Annotated in this window: 15 protein-coding genes and 2 tRNA genes; 5 read left to right on the top strand and 12 right to left on the bottom strand. The window is 54.0% G+C overall.

Annotated elements, in window-relative coordinates; genetic code table 11:
- The first annotated feature begins 316 nt into the window (after positions 1-316).
- The gene (locus tag GP473_RS05685) at positions 317-2,338 is read left to right on the top strand and encodes an OPT family oligopeptide transporter (protein WP_185769957.1); all 2,022 of its coding nucleotides are present in this window, start codon (positions 317-319) and stop codon (positions 2,336-2,338) included.
- A gap of 122 nt (positions 2,339-2,460) precedes the next feature.
- Here GP473_RS05685 and GP473_RS05690 read toward each other — a convergent pair whose 3' ends face one another.
- A complete protein-coding gene (locus GP473_RS05690) occupies positions 2,461-2,901 on the bottom strand; it encodes a carboxymuconolactone decarboxylase family protein (RefSeq protein WP_185769958.1) in 441 nt (146 codons plus the stop codon).
- A gap of 80 nt (positions 2,902-2,981) precedes the next feature.
- Here GP473_RS05690 and GP473_RS05695 point away from each other — a divergent pair, with 80 nt between their 5' ends.
- Both GP473_RS05695 and malP read left to right on the top strand, forming a co-directional pair.
- Positions 2,982-4,250, top strand: coding sequence for a YihY/virulence factor BrkB family protein (locus GP473_RS05695; RefSeq protein ID WP_185769959.1), 1,269 nt, complete (start codon positions 2,982-2,984; stop codon positions 4,248-4,250).
- 172 nt (positions 4,251-4,422) lie between these two features.
- Positions 4,423-6,807, top strand: a complete 2,385-nt coding sequence (gene malP / locus GP473_RS05700; protein ID WP_186276678.1) for a maltodextrin phosphorylase MalP — start codon at positions 4,423-4,425, stop codon at positions 6,805-6,807.
- 200 nt (positions 6,808-7,007) lie between these two features.
- Here malP and pntB read toward each other — a convergent pair whose 3' ends face one another.
- From pntB to GP473_RS05740, 8 genes are all read right to left on the bottom strand, one after another.
- Positions 7,008-8,543 carry a Re/Si-specific NAD(P)(+) transhydrogenase subunit beta gene (pntB, locus tag GP473_RS05705; protein WP_186276679.1) on the bottom strand — a complete coding sequence of 512 codons (1,536 nt, stop codon included), beginning with the start codon at positions 8,541-8,543 and terminating at the stop codon, positions 7,008-7,010.
- A 3-nt stretch (positions 8,544-8,546) separates the two neighbouring features.
- Positions 8,547-10,148, bottom strand: a complete 1,602-nt coding sequence (locus GP473_RS05710; protein WP_185769962.1) for a Re/Si-specific NAD(P)(+) transhydrogenase subunit alpha — start codon at positions 10,146-10,148, stop codon at positions 8,547-8,549.
- Between the two features lie 393 nt (positions 10,149-10,541).
- Positions 10,542-10,617: transfer RNA gene (locus GP473_RS05715), tRNA-Glu, on the bottom strand.
- 1 nt (position 10,618) lies between these two features.
- Positions 10,619-10,690 (bottom strand) — tRNA-Gln (locus tag GP473_RS05720).
- Between the two features lie 106 nt (positions 10,691-10,796).
- A complete protein-coding gene (gltX, locus tag GP473_RS05725) occupies positions 10,797-12,290 on the bottom strand; it encodes a glutamate--tRNA ligase (protein WP_185769963.1) in 1,494 nt (497 codons plus the stop codon).
- A 155-nt stretch (positions 12,291-12,445) separates the two neighbouring features.
- The gene (locus GP473_RS05730; protein WP_185769964.1) at positions 12,446-13,447 is read right to left on the bottom strand and encodes a CE1 family esterase; all 1,002 of its coding nucleotides are present in this window, start codon (positions 13,445-13,447) and stop codon (positions 12,446-12,448) included.
- Between the two features lie 217 nt (positions 13,448-13,664).
- Positions 13,665-14,669, bottom strand: coding sequence for a CE1 family esterase (locus GP473_RS05735; RefSeq protein ID WP_185769965.1), 1,005 nt, complete (start codon positions 14,667-14,669; stop codon positions 13,665-13,667).
- Between the two features lie 77 nt (positions 14,670-14,746).
- Positions 14,747-15,550: a TIM barrel protein gene (locus GP473_RS05740; protein ID WP_185769966.1), complete on the bottom strand. Its 804-nt coding sequence runs from the start codon at positions 15,548-15,550 to the stop codon at positions 14,747-14,749.
- On the opposite strand from GP473_RS05740, the gene GP473_RS05745 reads away from it, so the two are divergent.
- Entirely contained in the window at positions 15,549-16,481 is a 933-nt protein-coding gene (locus tag GP473_RS05745) for an SDR family oxidoreductase (protein WP_246394704.1), read from the top strand. The genes GP473_RS05740 and GP473_RS05745 overlap by 2 nt on opposite strands.
- Before the next feature lie 51 nt (positions 16,482-16,532).
- On the top strand, positions 16,533-17,675 hold the full coding sequence (locus GP473_RS05750; protein ID WP_186276680.1) for an isochorismate synthase: 1,143 nt from the start codon (positions 16,533-16,535) through the stop codon (positions 17,673-17,675).
- Between the two features lie 111 nt (positions 17,676-17,786).
- On the opposite strand, the gene GP473_RS05755 is transcribed toward GP473_RS05750, so the two are convergent.
- From GP473_RS05755 to GP473_RS05765, 3 genes are all read right to left on the bottom strand, one after another.
- A complete protein-coding gene (locus GP473_RS05755; RefSeq protein WP_185769968.1) occupies positions 17,787-18,599 on the bottom strand; it encodes a fumarylacetoacetate hydrolase family protein in 813 nt (270 codons plus the stop codon).
- 156 nt (positions 18,600-18,755) lie between these two features.
- Positions 18,756-19,412: an exonuclease domain-containing protein gene (locus GP473_RS05760; protein ID WP_185769969.1), complete on the bottom strand. Its 657-nt coding sequence runs from the start codon at positions 19,410-19,412 to the stop codon at positions 18,756-18,758.
- A gap of 4 nt (positions 19,413-19,416) precedes the next feature.
- Positions 19,417-21,279, bottom strand: a complete 1,863-nt coding sequence (locus tag GP473_RS05765) for a DUF294 nucleotidyltransferase-like domain-containing protein (protein WP_185769970.1) — start codon at positions 21,277-21,279, stop codon at positions 19,417-19,419.
- Between the last annotated feature and the right edge of the window lie 228 nt (positions 21,280-21,507).

The raw sequence follows: 21,507 nt of genomic DNA on the forward strand, positions 1-21,507 counted from the left end.
TTTCATGCCGGCGAAGTGGCCGTCTCCATCGCTCGACGTCCACCTCCCTGCCCCGATCACATGTTCTTCCACACGTGTTCCACAGCAATTCAGAGCTGTTTTTACGCAGAACTGATTGAAAACTGGATGATGCAATGGCAATACAGAGTATAAAACCGCATTCTTTACAGCCATTCCTTGTCATCAAAGAACACACAAGTGATCAGAGTATGTAACCGGACGTGGCTAGGGAGATCACTGACATTCCACGAGATTGTCGCGGTGCACTGTATGGGGCATACCCCCACCAAACCACCGCGACTGGAAAGAACTGACGATGACTCAATCGACTCCTTCTGCCACACCGGGCGCCACACATACCGCCCCGACCGGCGCCGCCGGTTCAACCCCGCGGCAGAATCCTATACGAGAGCTCACCTTCCGCGCGATCATTCTTGGTGGCATCATCACCCTGGTGTTCACGGCGGCAAACGTCTATCTGGGCCTCAAAGTTGGCTTAACATTTGCCACGTCCATCCCCGCTGCCGTCATTTCAATGGCCATTCTGCGCAAGTTTGCACATCACTCCATTGTGGAAAACAATATTGTGCAGACGATTGCCTCCGCAGCCGGTACGCTATCCGCGATTATTTTCGTCCTGCCCGGCCTCATTATGATCGGTTTTTGGTCTGGTTTCCCTTATTGGACGACAGCTTTTATCTGTGCCATTGGCGGTATTCTCGGCGTAACCTATTCCATTCCTTTGCGACGCGCCTTAGTGACTGGCTCTGATTTGCCCTATCCCGAAGGCGTCGCAGCTGGCGAGGTACTCAAGGTTGGTGATGAACAAGGTTCCGCCGAAGAAAATAAGCGCGGCCTACACGTCATCATCGCCGGATCCCTAGCATCCGCGGGTTTTTCCCTCCTCGCCGCAATGAAAGCCGCTGCTGGTTCCCTCACCTCCTATTTCAAACTCGGAGCTGGCGCTACCACAATTAGCGCGTCTTTGTCTTTGGCACTCATCGGTGTCGGCCACTTAGTAGGTATGTCCGTCGGCATCGCGATGATTGTGGGACTCGTCATTTCCTTCGGAGTTCTTCTCCCCATGAAGACCGCTGGATTGGTTGATGGAGGCACTGCCCTCGCTGATGTTGTCGACGGAACGTTTTCAGCCGATGTGCGTTTTATCGGCGCTGGCGCTATGGCTGTCGCAGCTGTATGGACGCTACTCAAGATCATCGCCCCCATCGCTAAGGGAATCAAAGAATCCCTAGCTTCCTCCCGAGCTCGTCACGATGGCAAGGAAGTAGATATCACCGAACGCGACATCCCATTCCCCATCGTCGCTGGCGTCACCCTCGCCTCGATGATCCCGGTGGGACTGTTGTTGTGGTTGTTTGTCAAAGACACAGAAATCATGCACCACACCACATCTCTGGTGCTGCTGTCCATTGTCTACGTACTCCTGGTTGGCCTTATCGTGGCCTCTATCTGCGGATACATGGCAGGCTTGATCGGTGCGTCGAACTCGCCTATATCCGGTGTTGGAATCATCGTAGTGTTATCCGCTGCACTCCTGATCAAAGCAGTAACCGGTAATGAGTCCGAAGTTCACCCAGAAGCCCTCGTTGCCTACACGCTGTTTACCGCTGCAGTGGTTTTCGGAATCGCCACCATCTCGAACGATAACCTGCAGGATCTTAAAACAGGACAAATAGTCGGAGCTACACCGTGGAAGCAGCAAGTTGCTTTGATCATTGGTGTCCTCTTTGGTTCCGCAATCATCCCGCCTGTCCTGCAATTGATGATGAAGGGTTTCGGCTTCGCAGGCGCACCAGGTGCCGGCCCCGATGCTCTGGCATCGCCACAAGCTGCCCTACTTTCCTCTGTCGCTAACGGCATCTTTGGCAACTCTTTGGATTGGTCGCTTATCGGATTAGGAGCCTTGATTGGCATTGGAGTCATCATCGTCGATGAAATTTTGCGGAAGACTTCTCGGTTCTCACTGCCTCCACTGGCGGTGGGAATGGGCATGTACCTTCCGATTTCCTTGACCCTGATTATTCCGTTAGGCGCACTGCTGGGGCTGTTGTACAACCGCTGGTCTCAGAAGCAATCTAACCCTGAAAGCTCCACGCGCCTCGGTGTATTGGTCGCAACCGGTTTGATTGTCGGTGAATCGTTGTTCGGCGTACTCAACGCAGGCATCATAGCCGCAAGCGGAAACGGCGATGCTCTCGCCGTATTCCCTGCTTCGTGGACTCCTGTTGCTAACTGGCTAGGTCCGATCGTTTTTGCAGTGCTCATCGGCTGGTGTTACCGCTACGTGCAGCGCAAAGCCACCGAAACCAAGGGATAAAACAATCGCATAAAGGCACGGGCTAGAAATTCTAGCCCGTGCCTTGCCATATTCTCCGCCACGTATAGGTCTTTTACTCCAGTAGGTCTTTTCCTTCGGGGAGTCACGGCCTTGTGATGCGATCACTCGTCCTCAGGTTTCGATCCCAATTCTTCCACGAGGACCTGCTGGGCGACCTTCATGGCGGCCAAAGCGGCTGGTGCACCGCAATATCCCGATGCATGCACAATAGCTTCCGTGATCTCTTCACGAGTCAGGCCATTAGCCAATGCTCCTTTCACATGCCCACGCAGTTCTTCCGTGGCACGCAACGCTACCAACATGCCAATGTTCAATAAACTACGGTCACGTCTGGATAGCCCCTCTCGCGTCCACACAGAGCCCCAGACTGTGGCGGTGATATGACGCTGGAGTTCTTCCCCGTCCGAGCCAGCATTACGCGATAATGCCGCGTCCACGAACTCGTCCCCCATGACCTCGCGACGAACACGGATTCCCGCTTCATAACGAGCATCGTGAGCAGCTTGTAAATCTGATTGAGAGTTGTTTTGTACGTCGCCCATAAGACTCATCCTACGCAGAAGTTCTTGACTGCATTTCGTACCGGAATAATGAGCCGGAGACTCTGTAGATTTTATATTTGATGAGCGTAGAGCATTTTTCCATCAACGATGGCACTGATGAGCGAGAGAATCTCCAGCCACGTACCGATGATCGCATCGTTCCCACCTTTGGAGGGCAGGTTACACCAACACTGCCTTCCTCGGCATATCATCGCGAAGTCGTAAGTGAACAACGCTGGCTTCAGCCGTCTGCGTGGAAAATAATCGTCAAGCGCCTGTTTGTGGAAGTCTTTTTTAACGCTCTGCTAGATAAGGGCGCCACGCTTAGTTTCTTCACCTTGCTTACCGGTTTGCCTACTTTGCTGGCATTCTATGCAATCACCACGTTGGTGCTCGACCGCAACCGTGACCAGGTTAATCTACTCACTGACGAATTTATCGCCGATAACGTCCCCGCCAACTTTCAACACAATGCGCACACCATCGTTCAAACGGTCATCGGTTCCACCGAACAATCAATCATCATGTTGGTGGTCAGCATTGTTTTTGCGTTGTTTTCCTCCTCCGCATACATTCGGGCTTTCTCACGCATGTCCAATGAAATGTATGGGCGCAAGGAAGGTCGTGGAATTATTCGCACGTGGGTAACCATGATGGCTATTACTCTGGTTCTGGTTTTGGGTCTCGTATTCATTGCCGGAGCGTATTTCCTGCGGGAAGATATTGCCCGGCCGTTACTGGATAAAGTTGCCGAGCCATTGAACTGGCAAGGATTTACCACGTTTGTGTTGGATCATTTTCTACCTACGTGGCAATACTTGCGTTGGCCGGTGATTCTCACGCTTTCTCTTCTGCTCATTGCGATTCTTTACCATGTGGCTCCGAATGTCCGTTTCGGACGTGTCCGCTGGGTTTCGGTAGGTTCTGTGTGTGCGTTGATCAGCATCCTCGCTGTTGGGCAAATCCTCCGCTTATACCTCAATAATTTCGGCCATTTCGGCCTCTACGGCGCACTCGGTGGTGTCATCGTCGCGCTCGTTGGCTTAGTGGTGAGTAATTCGTTACTGCTACTCGGTGTGAAACTCGACGCAGAAATTGCCCGAGTTCGCGAGCTTCAAGCTGGCATAGAATCCGAGCACATCATCCACGTTCCACCACGCTCTTCCTCCGCAGTCGATGGGCTGACCCAGCTACACCAACAACTTGAAATTCAGGCCATCGAACTACGCGCGCACTCGGAACCCGCACCTCACTCCACGGCTTCCCCACCGGACGACATCGAACTACACGCGCACTCGGAACCTCAATCCGCTGCGCAGAGGGCTACGCGGAAAGATTCGCCCCGGTAAGACTAAGCGGCATGGCGAAGGAACATGACGGGCTGCATTGCCATCTCTGCGTTTATATCAATAACCGCTTATTTACTCGGCCGCCGCCTCATCGCATGGGATTTGTCTACAGACCCCCATGAGCTACCCGCATAATCAGCACTTTGTTCGAACAAGGCTTAAAATCGAGCCTATGAGCCCCGAACAGCATTCGCTTACTCCTGCCCATGTCGCTACCCATGTTCGAGCCGCAGCTGGAACCACGCCGGAGGCTGCAACAACACGCAAATTCTGGGCCGGCTTGTCCCGCAGCATCCAGGAACGCATTGCTGACAATTGGGAAAAGACGCGCACGGCGTACGCTGATACACGTCAACAGCACTATTTCTCCGCCGAGTTTTTGATGGGGCGCGCGCTACTCAATAACCTCACGAACCTCGGTCTTGTTGAGGATGCCGCAACTGCAGCTCGCGCATTTGGCCATGAGCTCACGGATATTCTTGAGAGTGAAAACGACGCCGCCTTGGGCAACGGCGGCCTCGGACGCCTCGCCGCTTGTTTCCTAGATTCCGCAGTCACCCAAGATTACCCCGTCACCGGCTACGGCATTCTCTATCGCTATGGACTGTTTCGGCAGTCGCTCGAAAATGGTTTTCAGGTGGAGAAGCCGGATCCGTGGCGAGAAGAGGAATATCCTTTCACCATTCGCCGTTCATCGGACCAGCTCGTCGTCCATTTTGATGACATGAAGGTGCGAGCCATCCCCTATGACATGCCGATTACGGGTTACGGCACTAACAACGTGGGAACGCTGCGGTTATGGAAGGCCGAACCATGGGAAGAGTTCGATTACGACGCTTTCAATTCCCAACGCTTCACAGATGCCATTGTTGAAAGAGAACGTGTCTCCGATATTTGTCGAGTTCTCTACCCCAACGACACCACCTATGAGGGCAAGAAACTACGTGTTCGCCAACAGTATTTCTTCACTTCGGCGTCGTTACAGGCGATGATCCACAGCCATCTCACTCATCACGGTGATCTACAAAACTTCGCCGAATTCCACTCAGTTCAGCTCAACGATACGCACCCCGTACTGGCTATCCCTGAACTCATGCGTCTGCTTATGGACGAGCATGGGATGGGATGGGAGGAAGCCTGGGATATTGTTTCCCATACGTTCGCCTACACCAACCACACCGTTCTCACGGAAGCGCTGGAACAGTGGGATCAGCAAATATTTCAGCAATTATTCTGGCGAGTGTGGGAGATCATTGCGGAAATTGACCGTCGTTTCCGGATGGAACGCTCCGCGGAAGGGGTGGATCAAGAAACCATCCAACGCATGGCACCCATCCAACATGGTGTAGTGCATATGGCATGGATTGCTTGCTATGCCGCTTATTCGATCAATGGTGTCGCTGCGCTTCATACGGAGATTATTAAAGCCGATACCCTCGCTGATTGGCATGCGCTATGGCCAGAAAAATTCAACAACAAGACCAATGGCGTCACTCCTCGGCGTTGGCTGCGCATGATCAATCCCCGTCTATCTGAGTTGCTCACTCGTTTGTCTGGTAGCGACGCATGGGTCACCGATCTCAGCCAGCTCGTACAGTTACGTTCCTATGCCTCCGACGATGCCACTATGCGCGAGCTGATGGACATCAAATCCGCAAACAAGCGCGACTTCGCCCAATGGATCGCTGCGCGCCAGGGCAGCGTCGTCGATCCTGACTCCATCTTCGATGTTCAGATCAAGCGTCTTCACGAATACAAGCGCCAACTTCTCAACGCGCTCTACGTTCTCGACCTTTACTTCCGTATCAAAGACGATGGTCTCCGCGACATTCCAGCTCGCACCGTCATCTTCGGGGCAAAGGCCGCACCGGGTTATTCGCGAGCGAAGGCAATCATTAAGCTCATCAACTCCATCGCGGAACTCGTCAACAACGATCCAGTGGTTTCCCCACTGCTCAAGGTGGTCTTCGTAGAGAATTACAACGTGTCCCCTGCGGAGCACATCCTGCCTGCGTCGGATATTTCCCAACAAATTTCGACAGCGGGGAAAGAGGCTTCAGGCACCTCCAACATGAAGTTCATGATGAACGGCGCCCTCACACTCGGCACCATGGACGGTGCGAACGTGGAAATCGTGGATTCCGTAGGCGAAGACAACGCCTACATTTTCGGCGCGCGTGTGGAAGAACTGCCACAGTTCCGTGCCGAATACAAGCCCTACGAACTCTACGAAACGGTACCTGGCCTGAAGCGCACACTGGATGCTCTGGATAACGGTACGCTCAACGACAACTACACGGGTATTTTCTACGACCTCAAACAGTCGCTGATCCACGGCTATGGTGAAGGGGCCTCGGACACCTACTATGTTCTCGGGGACTTCGCTGACTACCGAAATGTGCGCGACCGCATGGCAGCAGACTACGCACGGGATCCCCTGGACTGGGCACGGAAAGCGTGGATCAACATTTGCGAAGCTGGCCGTTTCAGCTCCGATCGCACCATCCGCGACTACGCCACGGAAGTGTGGAAACTCACTGCTACTTCGGTGAAGTAACGCTCGCTAGTCCGGGGCAATACTACTCGCTAACCCAAAGAAGTACTGGCCACTAGTCCAGCGACGATCCCCGGTGAAGCTCACTGTTTCACGAATCGTCACCTTGCCGTTCGCTTCCACATGTGGTCTTTCCAGATGAAAAAGGTGGAATGTGCCCCTGGATTCCCCCCGGTCCCCCAAGAAATTGGGGGCTAACGCCTCTAGAGGTTTGCGACAATATCTTCGACGGTCTTCTTCGCATCACCCAGCAACATGTCCGTGTTCTCGTTAAAGAACAGCGGATTCTGCACGCCTGCGTAGCCAGACCCCATGGAACGTTTGAAAACGATCACCCTATCTGCTTCCCATACTTTGAGAACCGGCATACCTGCGATTGGGGAGCCTGGCTCTTCGGCTATCGGATTGACAGTGTCGTTAGCGCCGATGACCAGCACCACATCGATATCCGCGAAATCGTCATTGACCTCATCGAGCTCCAGCACAATGTCATAAGGAACCTTTGCCTCGGCTAGCAGCACGTTCATATGCCCTGGTAGGCGGCCTGCTACCGGGTGGATACCGAAAGTCACTTCCACGCCCTGAGCTTTCAGTTTTTCCACCAAAGTCGCCACAGGGTACTGAGCTTGTGCTACCGCCATGCCGTATCCAGGAGTGATCATCACGGTCTTAGCATTCTTCAGGATCTCCGCAGTCTCGGCTGCAGTGACCTCAGTGTGCTCACCGTACTCGCGGTCGTCACTTGCTGCGGTCTCTCCGCCAAAACCGCCAAGAATCACCGAGACGAAGCTACGGTTCATGGCTTCACACATCACATAGGACAAGTATGCGCCGGAAGAACCAACTAGTGCACCAACAATGATAAGTAGCGGGTTGGCGAGCATGAAACCGGCCGCAGCTGCAGCCCATCCCGAGTAAGAGTTCAACATGGACACGACGACCGGCATATCGCCACCGCCGATGGCGGCAACCAAGTGGAATCCCAAGAACAGTGCCAGCACCAGCATTACACCCAGGGCAACCCACGCCACGGCCCTATCATCATGACCGGCGATGATAAAGACGACCATGCCGATCAGCGATGCCACGATGACCAGCAGGTTAAGCATGTGACGCCCTGGCAGCATGAGCGGCTTGCCATCCATCTTTCCAGAGAGCTTCATGTACGCCACGATGGATCCCGTCAGGGTCACGGCACCAATGAAGACGCCGAGGTAGACCTCCCCCAAGTGGAAGGACTCGATCGCTGCGGTCTTTTCATCCGGTTGAATGAAGGAGTTCACACCAATGAGTACCGCTGCCAGACCCACGAAGCTGTGGAGCATCGCGATGAGCTCCGGCATTTCGGTCATTTCGACCTTCTTTGCCCGAGGAATGCCGATTGCTGCACCCAGAATCATTGCCACGGCGATGAGCAATAGTGTGACGATGGGGCCAGTAGATTGATTTCCACCATTAACTGAGTTCACTACGGCTTTCACGACGGTTGCGATCAACGCGATAGTCATACCTGCCATGCCAAAGCGGTTGCCACGTGATGCGGTTTGCTGCTTTGCAAGGCCGGCAAGAGCCAGGATGAACAGTAGTGCCGCTACTAGGTAGGCGAGGTTGGAGACCTTGTCAGTCCACTCGAGCACCGTGGGACTCACTGCAGCACGCGTCACTGTGTTATTTGAAGAGTGTGCTGCACTGGGGGCAACCGCACTGAAATGCGTGCCTGCGAGAAGTATCTGGTTCATGGCTTAGTTACCTCCGTCGAACATGGTCAGCATGCGGCGGGTAACGAAGAATCCGCCGAAAATGTTGATTGAGGCGACCACGATCGCCAAAAAGGACAAGCCAGCCACGATCACGTTCGAGCTACCTACCTGAAGAATCGCACCGACGAGGATGATGCCTGAAATCGCGTTCGTCTCACTCATCAGTGGGGTGTGCAGTTTGTGTGTGACAGCAGTGATGACATAGAAGCCCACGACGATCGCGAGCATTAGCAACATGTACTCCCCTGCCACCTGCATAGGGCTCACGAGGATGAGAAGGATACCTAACAACCCCGCAGCAAACATCCATGCTTTGCTCTTTTTCTTTACCTCTTCCGACGCCGCTTCTGCTGCCTCAGCTTCTGGCGAAGTCGTGGCGTCTTTCCGCAGCGTAGTTGGTGCAGCAGATACTTTCACTGGAGGTGGCGGCCACAGAATGTCGGCCGTGTCATGGGCGACTGGGCTACCTGCATCTTCCCCACGTTCGGCCGTTGCAAGTATAGCGGTCGAAGCCTTGGTGACGGTAATGCCTCGCACAATCTCATCATTAAGGTCAAAGACCAGCTGACCGTTCTTTTCCGGAGTCATGAGCTTGAGCAAGTTAACCACATTCTGGCCGTACAGCTGAGAAGCTTGAGCCGGCAAACGCCCTGCTAAATCGGTGTATCCAATGATACTCACACCGTTGTCAGTGATGGTAACTTGTCCTGGGACGGTGAGCTCACAGTTGCCGCCGTTGGCGGCTGCCATGTCTACGATCACAGATCCAGGCTTCATCGCAGCAACATCCTTTGCGGTGAGCAGCACAGGGGATTTACGGCCGGGGATGTTCGCAGTGGTGATAACAATATCTGCAGCGGCCGATTGTTGTGCATACAGTTGAGCTGCAGCTTGCGCTTGGTCCGCGGTCATTTCCTTGGCGTAACCGTCCTCAGACTTTTCTGTCTCAGCCTCAATAGCGACAAATTCCGCCCCCATGGACTCCACTTGTTCGGCCGTTTCGGGACGTAGATCGGTAGCTTTGACGATCGCCCCCATGGAGTTCGCCGTTCCGATTGCGGCTAATCCTGCAACACCCGCTCCAATGACGTAGACCACCGCCGGCGGGACTTTACCCGCTGCCGTGACCTGGCCGGTAAATAGCCGACCAAAGGTGTTTGCAGCCTCAATAACCGCGCGATAACCAGCGATGTTCGCTTGCGAGCTCAGCACGTCCATAGACTGTGCACGGCTAATGCGCGGAACCGCATCCATCGCAAGAGATGTAATGTTTTTGGCTGCGAACTCCGCAATGAGATCTTCGTTGCGTCCCGGAGCTAATCGAGCTAAGAGTGCAGCTCCTGGCTTCATGGCAGCCCGCTGTTCTGCAGTGGGCGTGTCGAGGGCGGTGATGATGTCGGCTCTCCATACATCGTCGCCGACGATGTTCGCGCCGGCCTCGTCATATTGAGAATCGGGATAGTTGGATCGCTCTCCTGCACCGGATTCGACGACAACGTCATAGCCAAGTTTTATGAGTTTGGCGACCGTATCCGGCGTGGCAGAGACCAAAGCTTCTGGCTCCCTTGGGATACCGATAAGCAAGGCTGGGCTCCTCACTGTTGTTGTGCTGAAAAGCTGCAGCTCAACACGCCCAGGATGCAGGATTGGTGTAGTCCCCATTCTCGCGCGTTGCGCTGCAGCGGATAACCATTTGTCTACAGGTAGTTCTAAAACAATATGCGAATACTGTGGAAAATATTGGTTTTTGAGAAAAATACCCCCGAATGTCCCAGCCTGTGAGATGCAACCTTTGTTTACACACTAAACAAAGGAAACAACCGAACCCCCGAAGCCAAAATCATGCGGTATCAAGGATACAACCGTGTAAGTTTCTGTTCCAGAATCCAGCCCCCAACAATCCGGCAAGCTCTGAAAGCACTAACTACGAAGCTAATAGAGTAAAAAAGCGCCTCTGGTCTTAACCAGAGGCGTTTTTGGTACCCCGTACGGGATTTGAACCCGTGTTACCGGCGTGAGAGGCCGGCGTCCTAGGCCGCTAGACGAACGGGGCGCTGGCCTACCAGGACTCGAACCTAGAATGACGGTACCAGAAACCGTAGTGTTGCCAATTACACCATAGGCCATCGCTCGCGTAGCGCAGTCTGCATCGCAGTCTTGCTCGCAACGAGGGATACTATAACCAGAAGACTTACTAAGTCGCAAATCACCTGGTGAATAGCAACTATTCCCCTACTCCGAAGCCGCTCGATAAGGAGTCTTCTCTTGCGCTGAAACTAAGCGAGCAATAGTAGATTCTTTGCCCAGTAGCTCCATCGATTCAAATAGTGGCGGCGATACAGCAGCCCCAGTCACTGCGACGCGGAGTGCCCCATACGCCTTGCGGGGTTTTAATCCCATGGTGTCTATCAAACGACCCTGAAGCGCAGACTCTATCTTTTCTGTGATGAACTCGGAGTCATCAATAGCATTCAATTCCTCACACGCTGTAGAAAGAACCTCGACTGCGTCCTCCTTAAGATTCTTCTTCGCGGCCTTGTCGTCGAGAACCAGGTCATCGTCCGAAGTGACAAGGAAACGCAGGAGCGAATCTGCGTCTGACAAAACCTTGATACGGGTCTGAACCAGTTCAGCCGCAAACGCAAATTTATCCTCTGGATAATCGGCAGGAAACTCTTTGTATTCCTGCAAATATGCACGTAAGCGCGATGTAAATTCTTCTAACGGCAACAACCGGATGTGATCCGCGTTAATAGCTTCGAGCTTCTTTTGATCAAAACGCGCCGGATTAGGCTTCACATCAGCAACGTCAAAATTGTCAATGAGCTGCTTCATAGTAAAGATGTCCTCATCCGCGGACAGAGACCAACCCAGAAGAGACAGGTAGTTGAGCATGCCCTCCGGAATGATTCCATTATCACGGTGATTGAACAGATTAGACTGCGGATCGCGCTTGGAAAGCTTTTTATTACCCTCACCCATGACAAATGGAAGATGACCAAAAGTCGGAACCTGTTGAGCCACCCCTACGCGCACGAGTGCCTCATACAGTGCAATCTGTCTTGGTGTAGATGGCAACAAGTCTTCGCCACGCAGTACGTGAGTAATGCCCATAAGAGCATCATCCACGGGATTAACGAGTGTGTACAACGGTTGCCCATTAGAGCGCGCAACCACAAAATCAGGAACATGGGAGCCGTCCACGGTCATCTCCCCGCGTACCAAATCAGTCCACTGGTACACGCGATCGTCCGGCATACGTAGGCGCCATACCGGCTGACGCCCCTCTGCTTCAAAAGCCTCTATTTGTTCATCACTGAGATTCCGATCGTAATTGTCGTATCCCAGCTTTGGGTCGCGTCCAGCCGATTTATGTCGTTCCTCAACCTCTTGGGCGGTGGAATAAGCTGGATAGATCTCGCCGGCCTGCTTTAGCTTGTCGAGTACATCAGCGTAGATATCCATGCGGCGAGACTGCCGATACGGCTCATGAGGACCACCTACCTCAATACCTTCATCCCAGCCGAGATTAAGCCACTTCAATGAATCAATGATGGCCTGATAAGACTCTTCGGAATCACGCGCGGCGTCCGTATCCTCAATACGGAAAATGAGTTTGCCACCGGTATGACGCGCATATGCCCAGTTAAAAAGGGCAGTGCGCACCATACCAACATGTGGGGTACCTGTCGGAGATGGGCAAAAACGTACGCGAACTTCACTCATAATCAGCCAGTTTACCTGCCCAAGCGCCTATCGTTTTCTCCGGTCCACGCATTTCTTCTCTTCGGCAGACTAACGCCGACTAACTATGCCCTCACGCACAAAATCCCCGGAGATTGACTCCGAGGAGTGGCGGAAGTGCACAAGGAACCAAAGACTTAACGTCCCATGAAGAAGTTCCACGCATTGATGGGAGCCGTGGGGGCAACTGGATACCACGTATGCACGCCTCCCGTGACTCGCTGTAACTTCGCGGAACCACAACCAGCATAAGATATCTCAGTGACGTTGAGGTTCTGAGTGCGATTCACCGGAGCTTTGACATTACACCCATTGCGCGCAGACATCTTGCGCAGAGTGTCCTCCGCCCCAAAGTAATGCGCGCCATTGGCATGACCACCGCTGTAATTCATGGTGAAATCCATGTCACCGTGGATGAGCAATGTGCGCACACGGCCGGGAGCACAGTGCGAAACAGTGGGATCGTAATAGGCCCCAGATACACCTACGACAGCATTCATGAGGTCGGGAGCCTGGCACGCCAGAGACAAAGCCATCCCACCCCCATTGGACAGACCTGCCGCAAAAATACGTCCACGGTCAATTGCTCGCTCTTTGCTCAACACATCGACGATGTGGCGGACAAACGCAACATCCTGCCCGCGCTTGGTCGCAGCATATGGAGCACCCTCCCATGAGAAGTTGATTCCCTCTGGATACACGACAATTGCGTTTTGTCCCGCATCAGTCAGATTGAATCCGCCATAGGCCCGCGCCATCATTGCCGGGTTACCTCGTCCACCAAACATAAACACTATCGGCAGTGGACGGTTACCAGCGTTGAGGGGTGTTTCGATGTAAGCCTGACGCTTCTGCCCACCCACTGTAAATTCGCGTGGCAACACTGCACCATTCAGAGCACTCAGAGGACCAGCCACCGGAGCACTGGATGACCCTGGGATCTCAGGCAATCCTGGGATTTCCGGAATTGTGGGGGCTTTTGGCAAACCTGGCAACTGTGGAGCTGCAGGAATCTGCGGGATACCCGGGATCTGGGCGGAAGCCACTGGCATAGCATTATCAGCTACCGCTGCAGTACCTGCAGTGATGCCGACGGCAAGAGCCAAGGCGGAAGCAATACGACCGAAAGTGCGCTTCATATGCGAATCCTTGAGTGAGTGAGAGGATGGGCTTATTCGAGCGTTGGCACAGCAAAATATGGGAACTTTGAGCGTGCCCGCTCCATATCTTCTTATATTTCCTATCCGAATGTCTAATTTTTGTCCGAAATGAAGAAGCTCTGAACTATTGCGTTGCTACGCGGTTCCTGCAAACAGCCCACGCGCCTTCAGCTGTATTTCAGGCCTTACTCCGGTATCAGGCCTTGAGGAAATTCCATGATTCTACAGCCATGTTGGGATCTAGAAACCAGGTATGCCTATCCTCCGGAAGAGTCCACAGCTCTACGTGCTTCTTGCAATTCTTATAAACCCGCTGGATGACAACTTCCCCGCCAAAGCGCTCGGTGATGTTCGACTCGTCAAAAACATCCTTGTCACAGCCATTCATACCCGTGAGGTTGCCCATAGCGAAGTCCACGCTCTTTACCTCTGCCCCATGAGCCTGCCCCCCGTCGTAAAGCATGAGCTCATCCGTCGCCGAATGTACGACGAGGCTACGAACCGGAGCGCCGACGCATCCATCAAAAACTGGGGCGTAGAAAGCACCGGATACGGTCACAATACCGTGCAGCAGACCAGGGTTTTGGCACGCCAGTTGCATAGCCATGCCCCCGCCGTTGGACATTCCCACCGCATTGATATTCATCTCATCAATAGAAAATGTCTTTGCCACGCGAGCCAGCAGATCTACCAAGAAACCGTTGTCCTCCCCCCGCTTCGTCACCGCATACGGAGGGCCGAACCACGCATTTCCTATCCCTTGGGCGTAAACGATGAACGCTTCCTTACCCATTTCTGATTCATCGAGCTTGGAATACCCTCGGAAGACCTCGGGACTGTTTGTCCAGCCACCGAGTCCCAAAACCACCGGCCATTTCCTATCGGGCGTATAGTCAGCCGGTACACTCACAAGAGCGTAGCGCTCGCGGCCTTGCCGGTCGGGCATCGTAACTTTAGTCACCTGCCCTGTAGCAGGAACTTCACTGAACCCCGACAAATCCGGAGAAGCATAGCTCAAAGGCTCAGGTAGAGCAGCATCTGGGGCTTTTGCCACTGCTCCGGAATTATCAAGCTGATTAGCGTCAGAACCGATTGTTTCTTCCTGTGGAACGAACAACGAGATCACGATAGCCGTGGCGACAAGGCTGACCAGAACAAATAGGACGACAATATTCCTGTCGGTGGGCTCCAGAATTTTCACCAGAACAGCCTACGACTTTTTGCGCTCAGTCTCCATTCATTTTGCCCCTGGAACGTTCCATCCCAAATAAGATAGTGTCATTGTGGCAGCCATTCCCCCACGATGTGTCCCCTATAATTCGCCTTTCTCAATTCACTAATCCATGCGGTCAGCGGGAGCCGTCCCGTTCCTGGGGCACCACGTCCTGGAGCATCCGCAACCTGCACATGTACCGGATTAGCAGTAGCAATGTTGTCAATATCAGAATCTACTGCCGCCGTTGACACAGCAGTCACAGCGGCATCCTCGGAAGATCCCTCAGGAATCACCTTCCACACCCCCGTATTCACGGCCACATGGTAAAGGTCGAGCAGTAAACCGCCGTGGCCCGCAATACGTATGAGAGACTCCGCTGAAGCAATAGTGCGGATTGGATAGTCATCAGCCCCAGACAGCGGCTCCACCATGGCAATACCACCAAAGCGCTCGGCAATCTCCCTGGCGATGACGGACCAACGTTCCGCCTGTGCAGCCTGAAGATGATCCCCTCCTCTACCGAGCAAGACATTGAATTTGTCTACGCCAGTACGTTCATTGAAATAAGCAATAGCATCGAGGTGCTCCTTCGGCATGTCTTCACGATGAAGAATGCCCCTGTCACCAGCAGACATATCGCCACCCCACATATTTAAAGCAACGAGGTTGAGAGCTCGTTTGTCGAGTTCAGCAATAAGCTCATCCATTTCTCTACGGGCGGGTTCTGGCGTTGCAAAAGGCCACCACATCTCCACGTTGCCGAAACCATACTCCACAGCCATGTCCAACCCTTCGATGAGGCGTGAATGGCCGATGGAACAATTCAGGGCAGTGAGTGTCAAACGCTCGGCAAGAGTCTGCATCATGAGTCGGATGTTACCTGGCGATGCGAGTGGACATGAGACAATGCACCCTATGGAATCTCCACACACTCCGTACAGTTCTCCCGTAGCAGTCATCACCGGAGCAGGCGGTGGGCTCGGACGCGTATTCGCCCAAGCGTTAGCCGCAGAGGGATGGTCGATCGCCGCGCTCGGCCGCAGCAGCTCCTCACTGCAAAAAACCCTCGACTCTCTTGTTGGCGCCGACGAACTCCGCGGATGCGACCAACACAGTGAAGCACGACAAGACATTCCTCGCGTGGTGCGGGATATTACGCAGGACGAGCCTCCCAGCGATGATCACAGCGCGGAGCATTATCTGGCTCCGCGAACAAAGAATCAACACAGTGCCGGCAAACATATATCCATCACCTGCGATGTCAGCGATGAGCACAGTGTGGCCACAGCCTTCAATGCGGTCATAAACCACTACGGTCGCCTCGACCTTCTCATCAATAATGCGGGGGTGCCCGGCCCCACTGGGCAACTTCACACCGTGTCATCTACAGAATTCCGTAAAACCATCGATACGAACCTGGTCGGCACATTCCTGTGCACCCACCATGCTTTCCGATGGATGGCGCGCAACGGCGGAGGCCGCATTATCAATAATGGTTCCATCGCAGCTCATGCGCCTCGTGCCGCCGCTGCCGCCTATGCCGCTTCAAAAGCTGCCGTTGCAAGCCTGACGGTATCGACGTCTCTGGACGGCCGTGATTATGGGATAACGTGCACGGAGTTGGATATCGGAAATGCGCGAACGTCACTGTTGGGCTCTTTTACCGGCAACGAACCGATGTTCGACGCCCAACACGCTGCACGCATGCTTGTCGCCGTGGCCTCATTGCCATGCGATGTATCGGTCGATCAGCTCACAGTCACTGCCACTGGAATGCCGTATCTGGGGCGTGGTTGACCCAACACAACCCATCCGAAAGACTGCGCGGACACGGGTTAGACTGGTTCCATGAATTCTGAGCAGCGACCGGTCACCGCGCCGGACTTTTTGCTGTCTCGCTCCACAGGCAGCATCCGCACCCAGGGATGGAAGGCCACTTTCCCCGATCCATTCGAGGCGGCCACTGCTCTGCGTGATGGTGAGGCCGAGTTGATCGTTGGTGCCATCCCTTTCGATACAGCTCACAATGCGGCTCTCATGGAGCCTGAAACCGTCACGTGGTCTCGCAGTCCTTTGGAACCACCCGCGTATTTTCGTGGCCCCAGTGCTAGTTCTTCCCTGAAGGTGGTCGACGTACGGCCACTCATCACCGCCGCAGATCACCAAACTGTAGTTGAGGCTGCCATCGCAACCATCCAACAAACACATGTGCGCAAGGTTGTACTAGCTCGCGCCGTTGACGTGGAGTTTGCGGAAGCACCGGATCCTCTACTGATTGCTGCCCGCCTCATTGATCTGTCCGCCAACCGAGATGGCTTCGCCGTCGATCTCACTGTTTCTGGTTCCGACGCCACATCTGGCGCCTTCTTTACCGGTAGTTCACCTGAACTTCTTGTTTCTCGACGTGGTTCCACGGTCAGTGCTTTTCCCCTGGCTGGTTCTGCTCCACGCACAGGGAGCGCTTCCGTCAACGAAGCCACTGCCCAGGCTTTATCGAACTCAGCCAAAGATCATATTGAGCATCGATACGTCGTAGAACACTATCGGCGCATACTCGAACCATTGTGTTCGCGCCTGACTATTCCGGATTCGCCTGAGATCCACGAGACGAATGAGATGATTCACCTCGGGACGCACATCGAGGGAGTACTGAAAGACGCCGAATTTTCCGCGTTGGATTTAGCGCTGATGCTGCACCCTACCCCGGCGGTAGGCGGCACCCCAACCGATGATGCCCTTGGGATCATCAACGAATGTGAACTCGACCGTAGTTTCTATGCTGGGGCAGTCGGCTGGTGCAATAGCGAGGGCGATGGAGAGTATATGGTCGCCATTCGCAGCTGCGTCATCCGTGACACAATAGCGCGAGCCTGGGCAGGCGGTGGCATCATCGCGACCTCCGATGCAGAAGATGAAGCGCAGGAAACTACCGCAAAGTTACAGACAGCGCTGCGGGCACTCAATGTGCCTGCAGCGCTACGAGTAGTCTGAGCCCTTCTTGCTGAGCCCTCGCTTGTTCCGTGCTTCCGCGTCCCGAGCTCTACTGTTTCGGGAGTACGTTTCCTGCGCCCTGCCTTCTTCCGAGCGTGCGCGTCCTAGGCCCTATTTGTTGTAGGCCTCAACTGGGTTGGCCAAAGTACCCAAACCTGGAATCTCTACAGCAATTCGGTCGCCCGGGGTCATTGGCGCAGTTCCCGCAGGTGAACCAGTGCAAATCACATCACCCGGAAGAAGTGTAAAGGCAGAAGATACCCATTCGACGATCTCCGGGATGTCCTTAATCATCTGGTTGGAGTTAGAGTCCTGCTTCGTTTCAGTCTTTCCCTCATGCGTGAGGTGCGCCTTGATGGGCAGACTATCAATCTCAATGCCATCCACATTGGTTTCAATCCACGGCCCCAGCGGGCAGAAAGAGTCAAGCCCCTTTGCTCGAGCCCACTGGCCATCGGCAAACTGGAGGTCACGCGAAGACACATCGTTTACGATGGTGAATCCAAGCACCACGTCTTTCCATTGTGAACGATGAACATCCTTACAAGGCCGCCCAATCACGATGGCCAGTTCACCTTCGAACTCCACGCGGGTAGCCCACTCAGGAATACGAATGGGAGCCTCCGGCCCCACCACTGCCGTCGGTGGCTTGAGGAAGATCGTCGGAGGCAGGTGCTCAGCACCCTGCTTAAACACCTCGGCCACGTGATCAGCATAATTGCGGCCGACAGCAACTATCTTGGAGGGGAGAATCGGCGCCAATAGGCGAACGTCCTCGATTGGCCAAGACTTACCGGTGAATTCCGGCTGACCAAATGGGTGGCCCGCAATTTCGCGGCACGTCGCGCCGGTTCCATCCGGCTGACCGCCTTCAAGCACCGCGAAAGTCATTCCTTCTGGGTGAGCGATTCGAGCAATGCGCATGAGCGTAAATCTTACGCCATACGTTTTTTGCTTCCCTATTCGACGCAGTGTTTAGGTGTAGCCAACGGGGCTGTGCAGAAAACCGCGCAGATTGTCAGAGGTACAAATTGTCAGAGGTGATGACGAGCCTCCGCCTATCGTTGGGCAAGACGAAAATTAGCGCGGTTGCATGGCTTTCAACGTGTGTCCCTTGGCCTGAGCCTGCAGCGCCAAATACAGTTCTGCGCATGCCAAAGCATCACTGAGCGCGTTGTGAGATGAGTAGTGTGGCAACCCATATCGTTCGCGCACCCGCGGCAGGCGCAAATCCTCACCCCGAGGGTATGTGGCCATGCGCTCCATGTGGCGTCGCTCAATCTCAAAGGTATCTACTATCTGTAAAGACAAGCCAGAGCCGAAATGAGCACGGCAGGCAGCAGAGAGAAATTCCTGTTCTATGCTCGCGTAGTGGGCAAGCATTGCACGTCCCTTAAGGGCACGAAGTAGATGTTCTAATGCCTCCTGGGGGCGCAGCCCCTGTGCAACCTGATCATCAGTGAGCCCGTGAATAACCGCCGACTCACCTACGCTCTCCGCCCCTTCCGTATTGAGCAGCACATATCCTGCTCCCGATAAATCAATCTCCAACCCGTTCAGGGGTACCCACCCAATGGACAGAAGCCGATGTTTAGCCGGGTTTAAGCCTGTGGTTTCGACGTCCACCGCGAGCATCGGCAGATCGGCAAGGGGCGTGTCTTTCCCTGGGCGCGGTACATCGTAGTACTCGCGCAGGACACCAGTTGCCCGCCTACGTGAACTCAGTTTTTTGAACATGGCGCTAAATGCTCCTGATCGGGTACTTGATATTTAGCGCGCTCTGAACACCCTTAATAATTTGAAACGCATCACGAAGATGTTCACGATCCATCTTACTTAAGGCATGAGGAGCAATGTGGTAGTCCGGCACCTTACCTGCCCGCACCATTTCTCCCTGATGGCGCAAAATGATGGAATTCAGAAAATCAAACGCTGCGATAAGATCCTTGGCACTGCGTTCACTCACCGGGCCGCCAGCAGCGAATTCAATGCGTTGACGAGTACCCAACACATCGCGGCCGCCTGCAATGGCAAACAGACGGCCCATTTGGACGACGGCGGCTGTCCCACCTTTCTTCACATTCAATGTATTGCGATACTCACCCGAGCGATCCACCACGAGTCCGCGGAAGAATCCTAAAGGTGGCTCACGTCGGGCAGCGAGTGCAGCCAAATGAGCATGGAGCCGCGGGGCGTTTTGTGCTGAAGACACAGCTTGAGCATGGACGCGCTCCGCAAGTTCGTAATCGCCGTGAATTGGCCGCATGTCAAAGAACGTCTGTGCATAGAGCAGTGCATCTGGTTCTGGCGCTGTAATCCAATTGTGGAAGGTGCTGCTCCACTGGCTCACGGTCATACGCCAATCAGGGTTTGAAGCCATCATCTCCCCTGGGCACAGGGGCTGACCCGCTGCTGCCAATCCTTGGCAGACGTATTCGGACAGCTCAGCAAAGTATGCACTGTGACTTGTGGCGTCGAATTGATCAGAGATGACCAAAGCATTGTCTTGATCGGACGCAAGCCCCATTTCCCGTCGTCCTTGAGAACCGAGAACAACGAACGCATAAGGAACAGGCGGTGGGCCAAGTTTCTCTTCCGCCAGCACGAGCAACCGGCGAGCCATGGAATCCGCTACTACGGTCATGAGGCTAGTGATTTCTGCTGCCGCAGCCCCGCGTTCAATAAATCGAACGGCTACCTGCTGTGCATCCTCATAGACTTCACGCATTTCCTCCGGCGTCTTTTTTCTTCCCAGATCCCCCGTGAAATATAGAGGGTTTGCCTGTAGTAACCGCATGATGTCTGCAGAGGTGATGATGCCCGTGGTTACCCCTCCATCGACCACCGGGATGTGGTGGATATTAAGCTCCGCCATGGTAAGCATGGCTTCAATAACTAATTCGTCAGAGGACGCAGTGCGAACTCCCGTGGTCATGATGCTGGAAACTGGTTGTTGAATGTTTACAGCCTTGGCCACGGCCTTGCGCATGTCACGGTCGGTAACGATACCGCGAAGCTGTCCGTCCAAGGTTCCACCGTCAATGATCAATAGTGAGCTCACATTTATCTCACCCATCACCTCAGCCGCTTTTTGGACGGAAACATCTGGCGCAATGTGCGCGGGGTTCTTGATGGCAAAAGCACCCAATTTGGTGCGTAAAACATCTGAAAAGGACTCTTGATGAATCTGCTGCGCCACGGCCTGCATTCGAGCTGAAAGGCCCGAATAGTATCGGGCAAATTCAGGATGCGCTTTGGCAAAAGGTTCAAAGTCGTCACGGTGCATCATCAGCACCAAACTGTCTTCTACGGCCACAAAGGTGTAGTTGGAACGGTTTTCTCCCACCAATGTGGAATAGGCAAAGGAACGACCGGACTCTCGACGGTCGAGAAGAAGTCCGTCATCATCCAGCACATCCACCGCTCCCGACCGCAAAACATAGAGATAGTCATTGGGGTCGCCACAATTCACCAGGGTCTCGCCACGCCGGACATATCGCATGACGAATTTCGAGGGAAGGCTGGATAGTGTCGCCTCATCAAAAGATTGAAAAGGGGCGATGTCCCCGAGAAATCGATACACCTCATCAAGTTCCACGTTCATGCTGTTAGCATAGCGAAACTATCCTTCGCTACCGTAGCAATAGCCGTAGACGGCTACCTCCGTTTCTCCCACTCGGTACTCCTCCGCACCCGATCCTCTCCCCAGCGCTCGCTCTCCCGTCCCAGATCTACCCATTCTTCCCAACGGGCTCAACCATAGGCATCCATACCCGTAACCAACTCAAGAAACTCACTCTCCTCGACGAGGAATCACCCCCCAACAAGGGGT

This window comes from Corynebacterium anserum, assembly GCF_014262665.1.
Taxonomy (GTDB): Bacteria; Actinomycetota; Actinomycetes; order Mycobacteriales; family Mycobacteriaceae; genus Corynebacterium; species Corynebacterium anserum.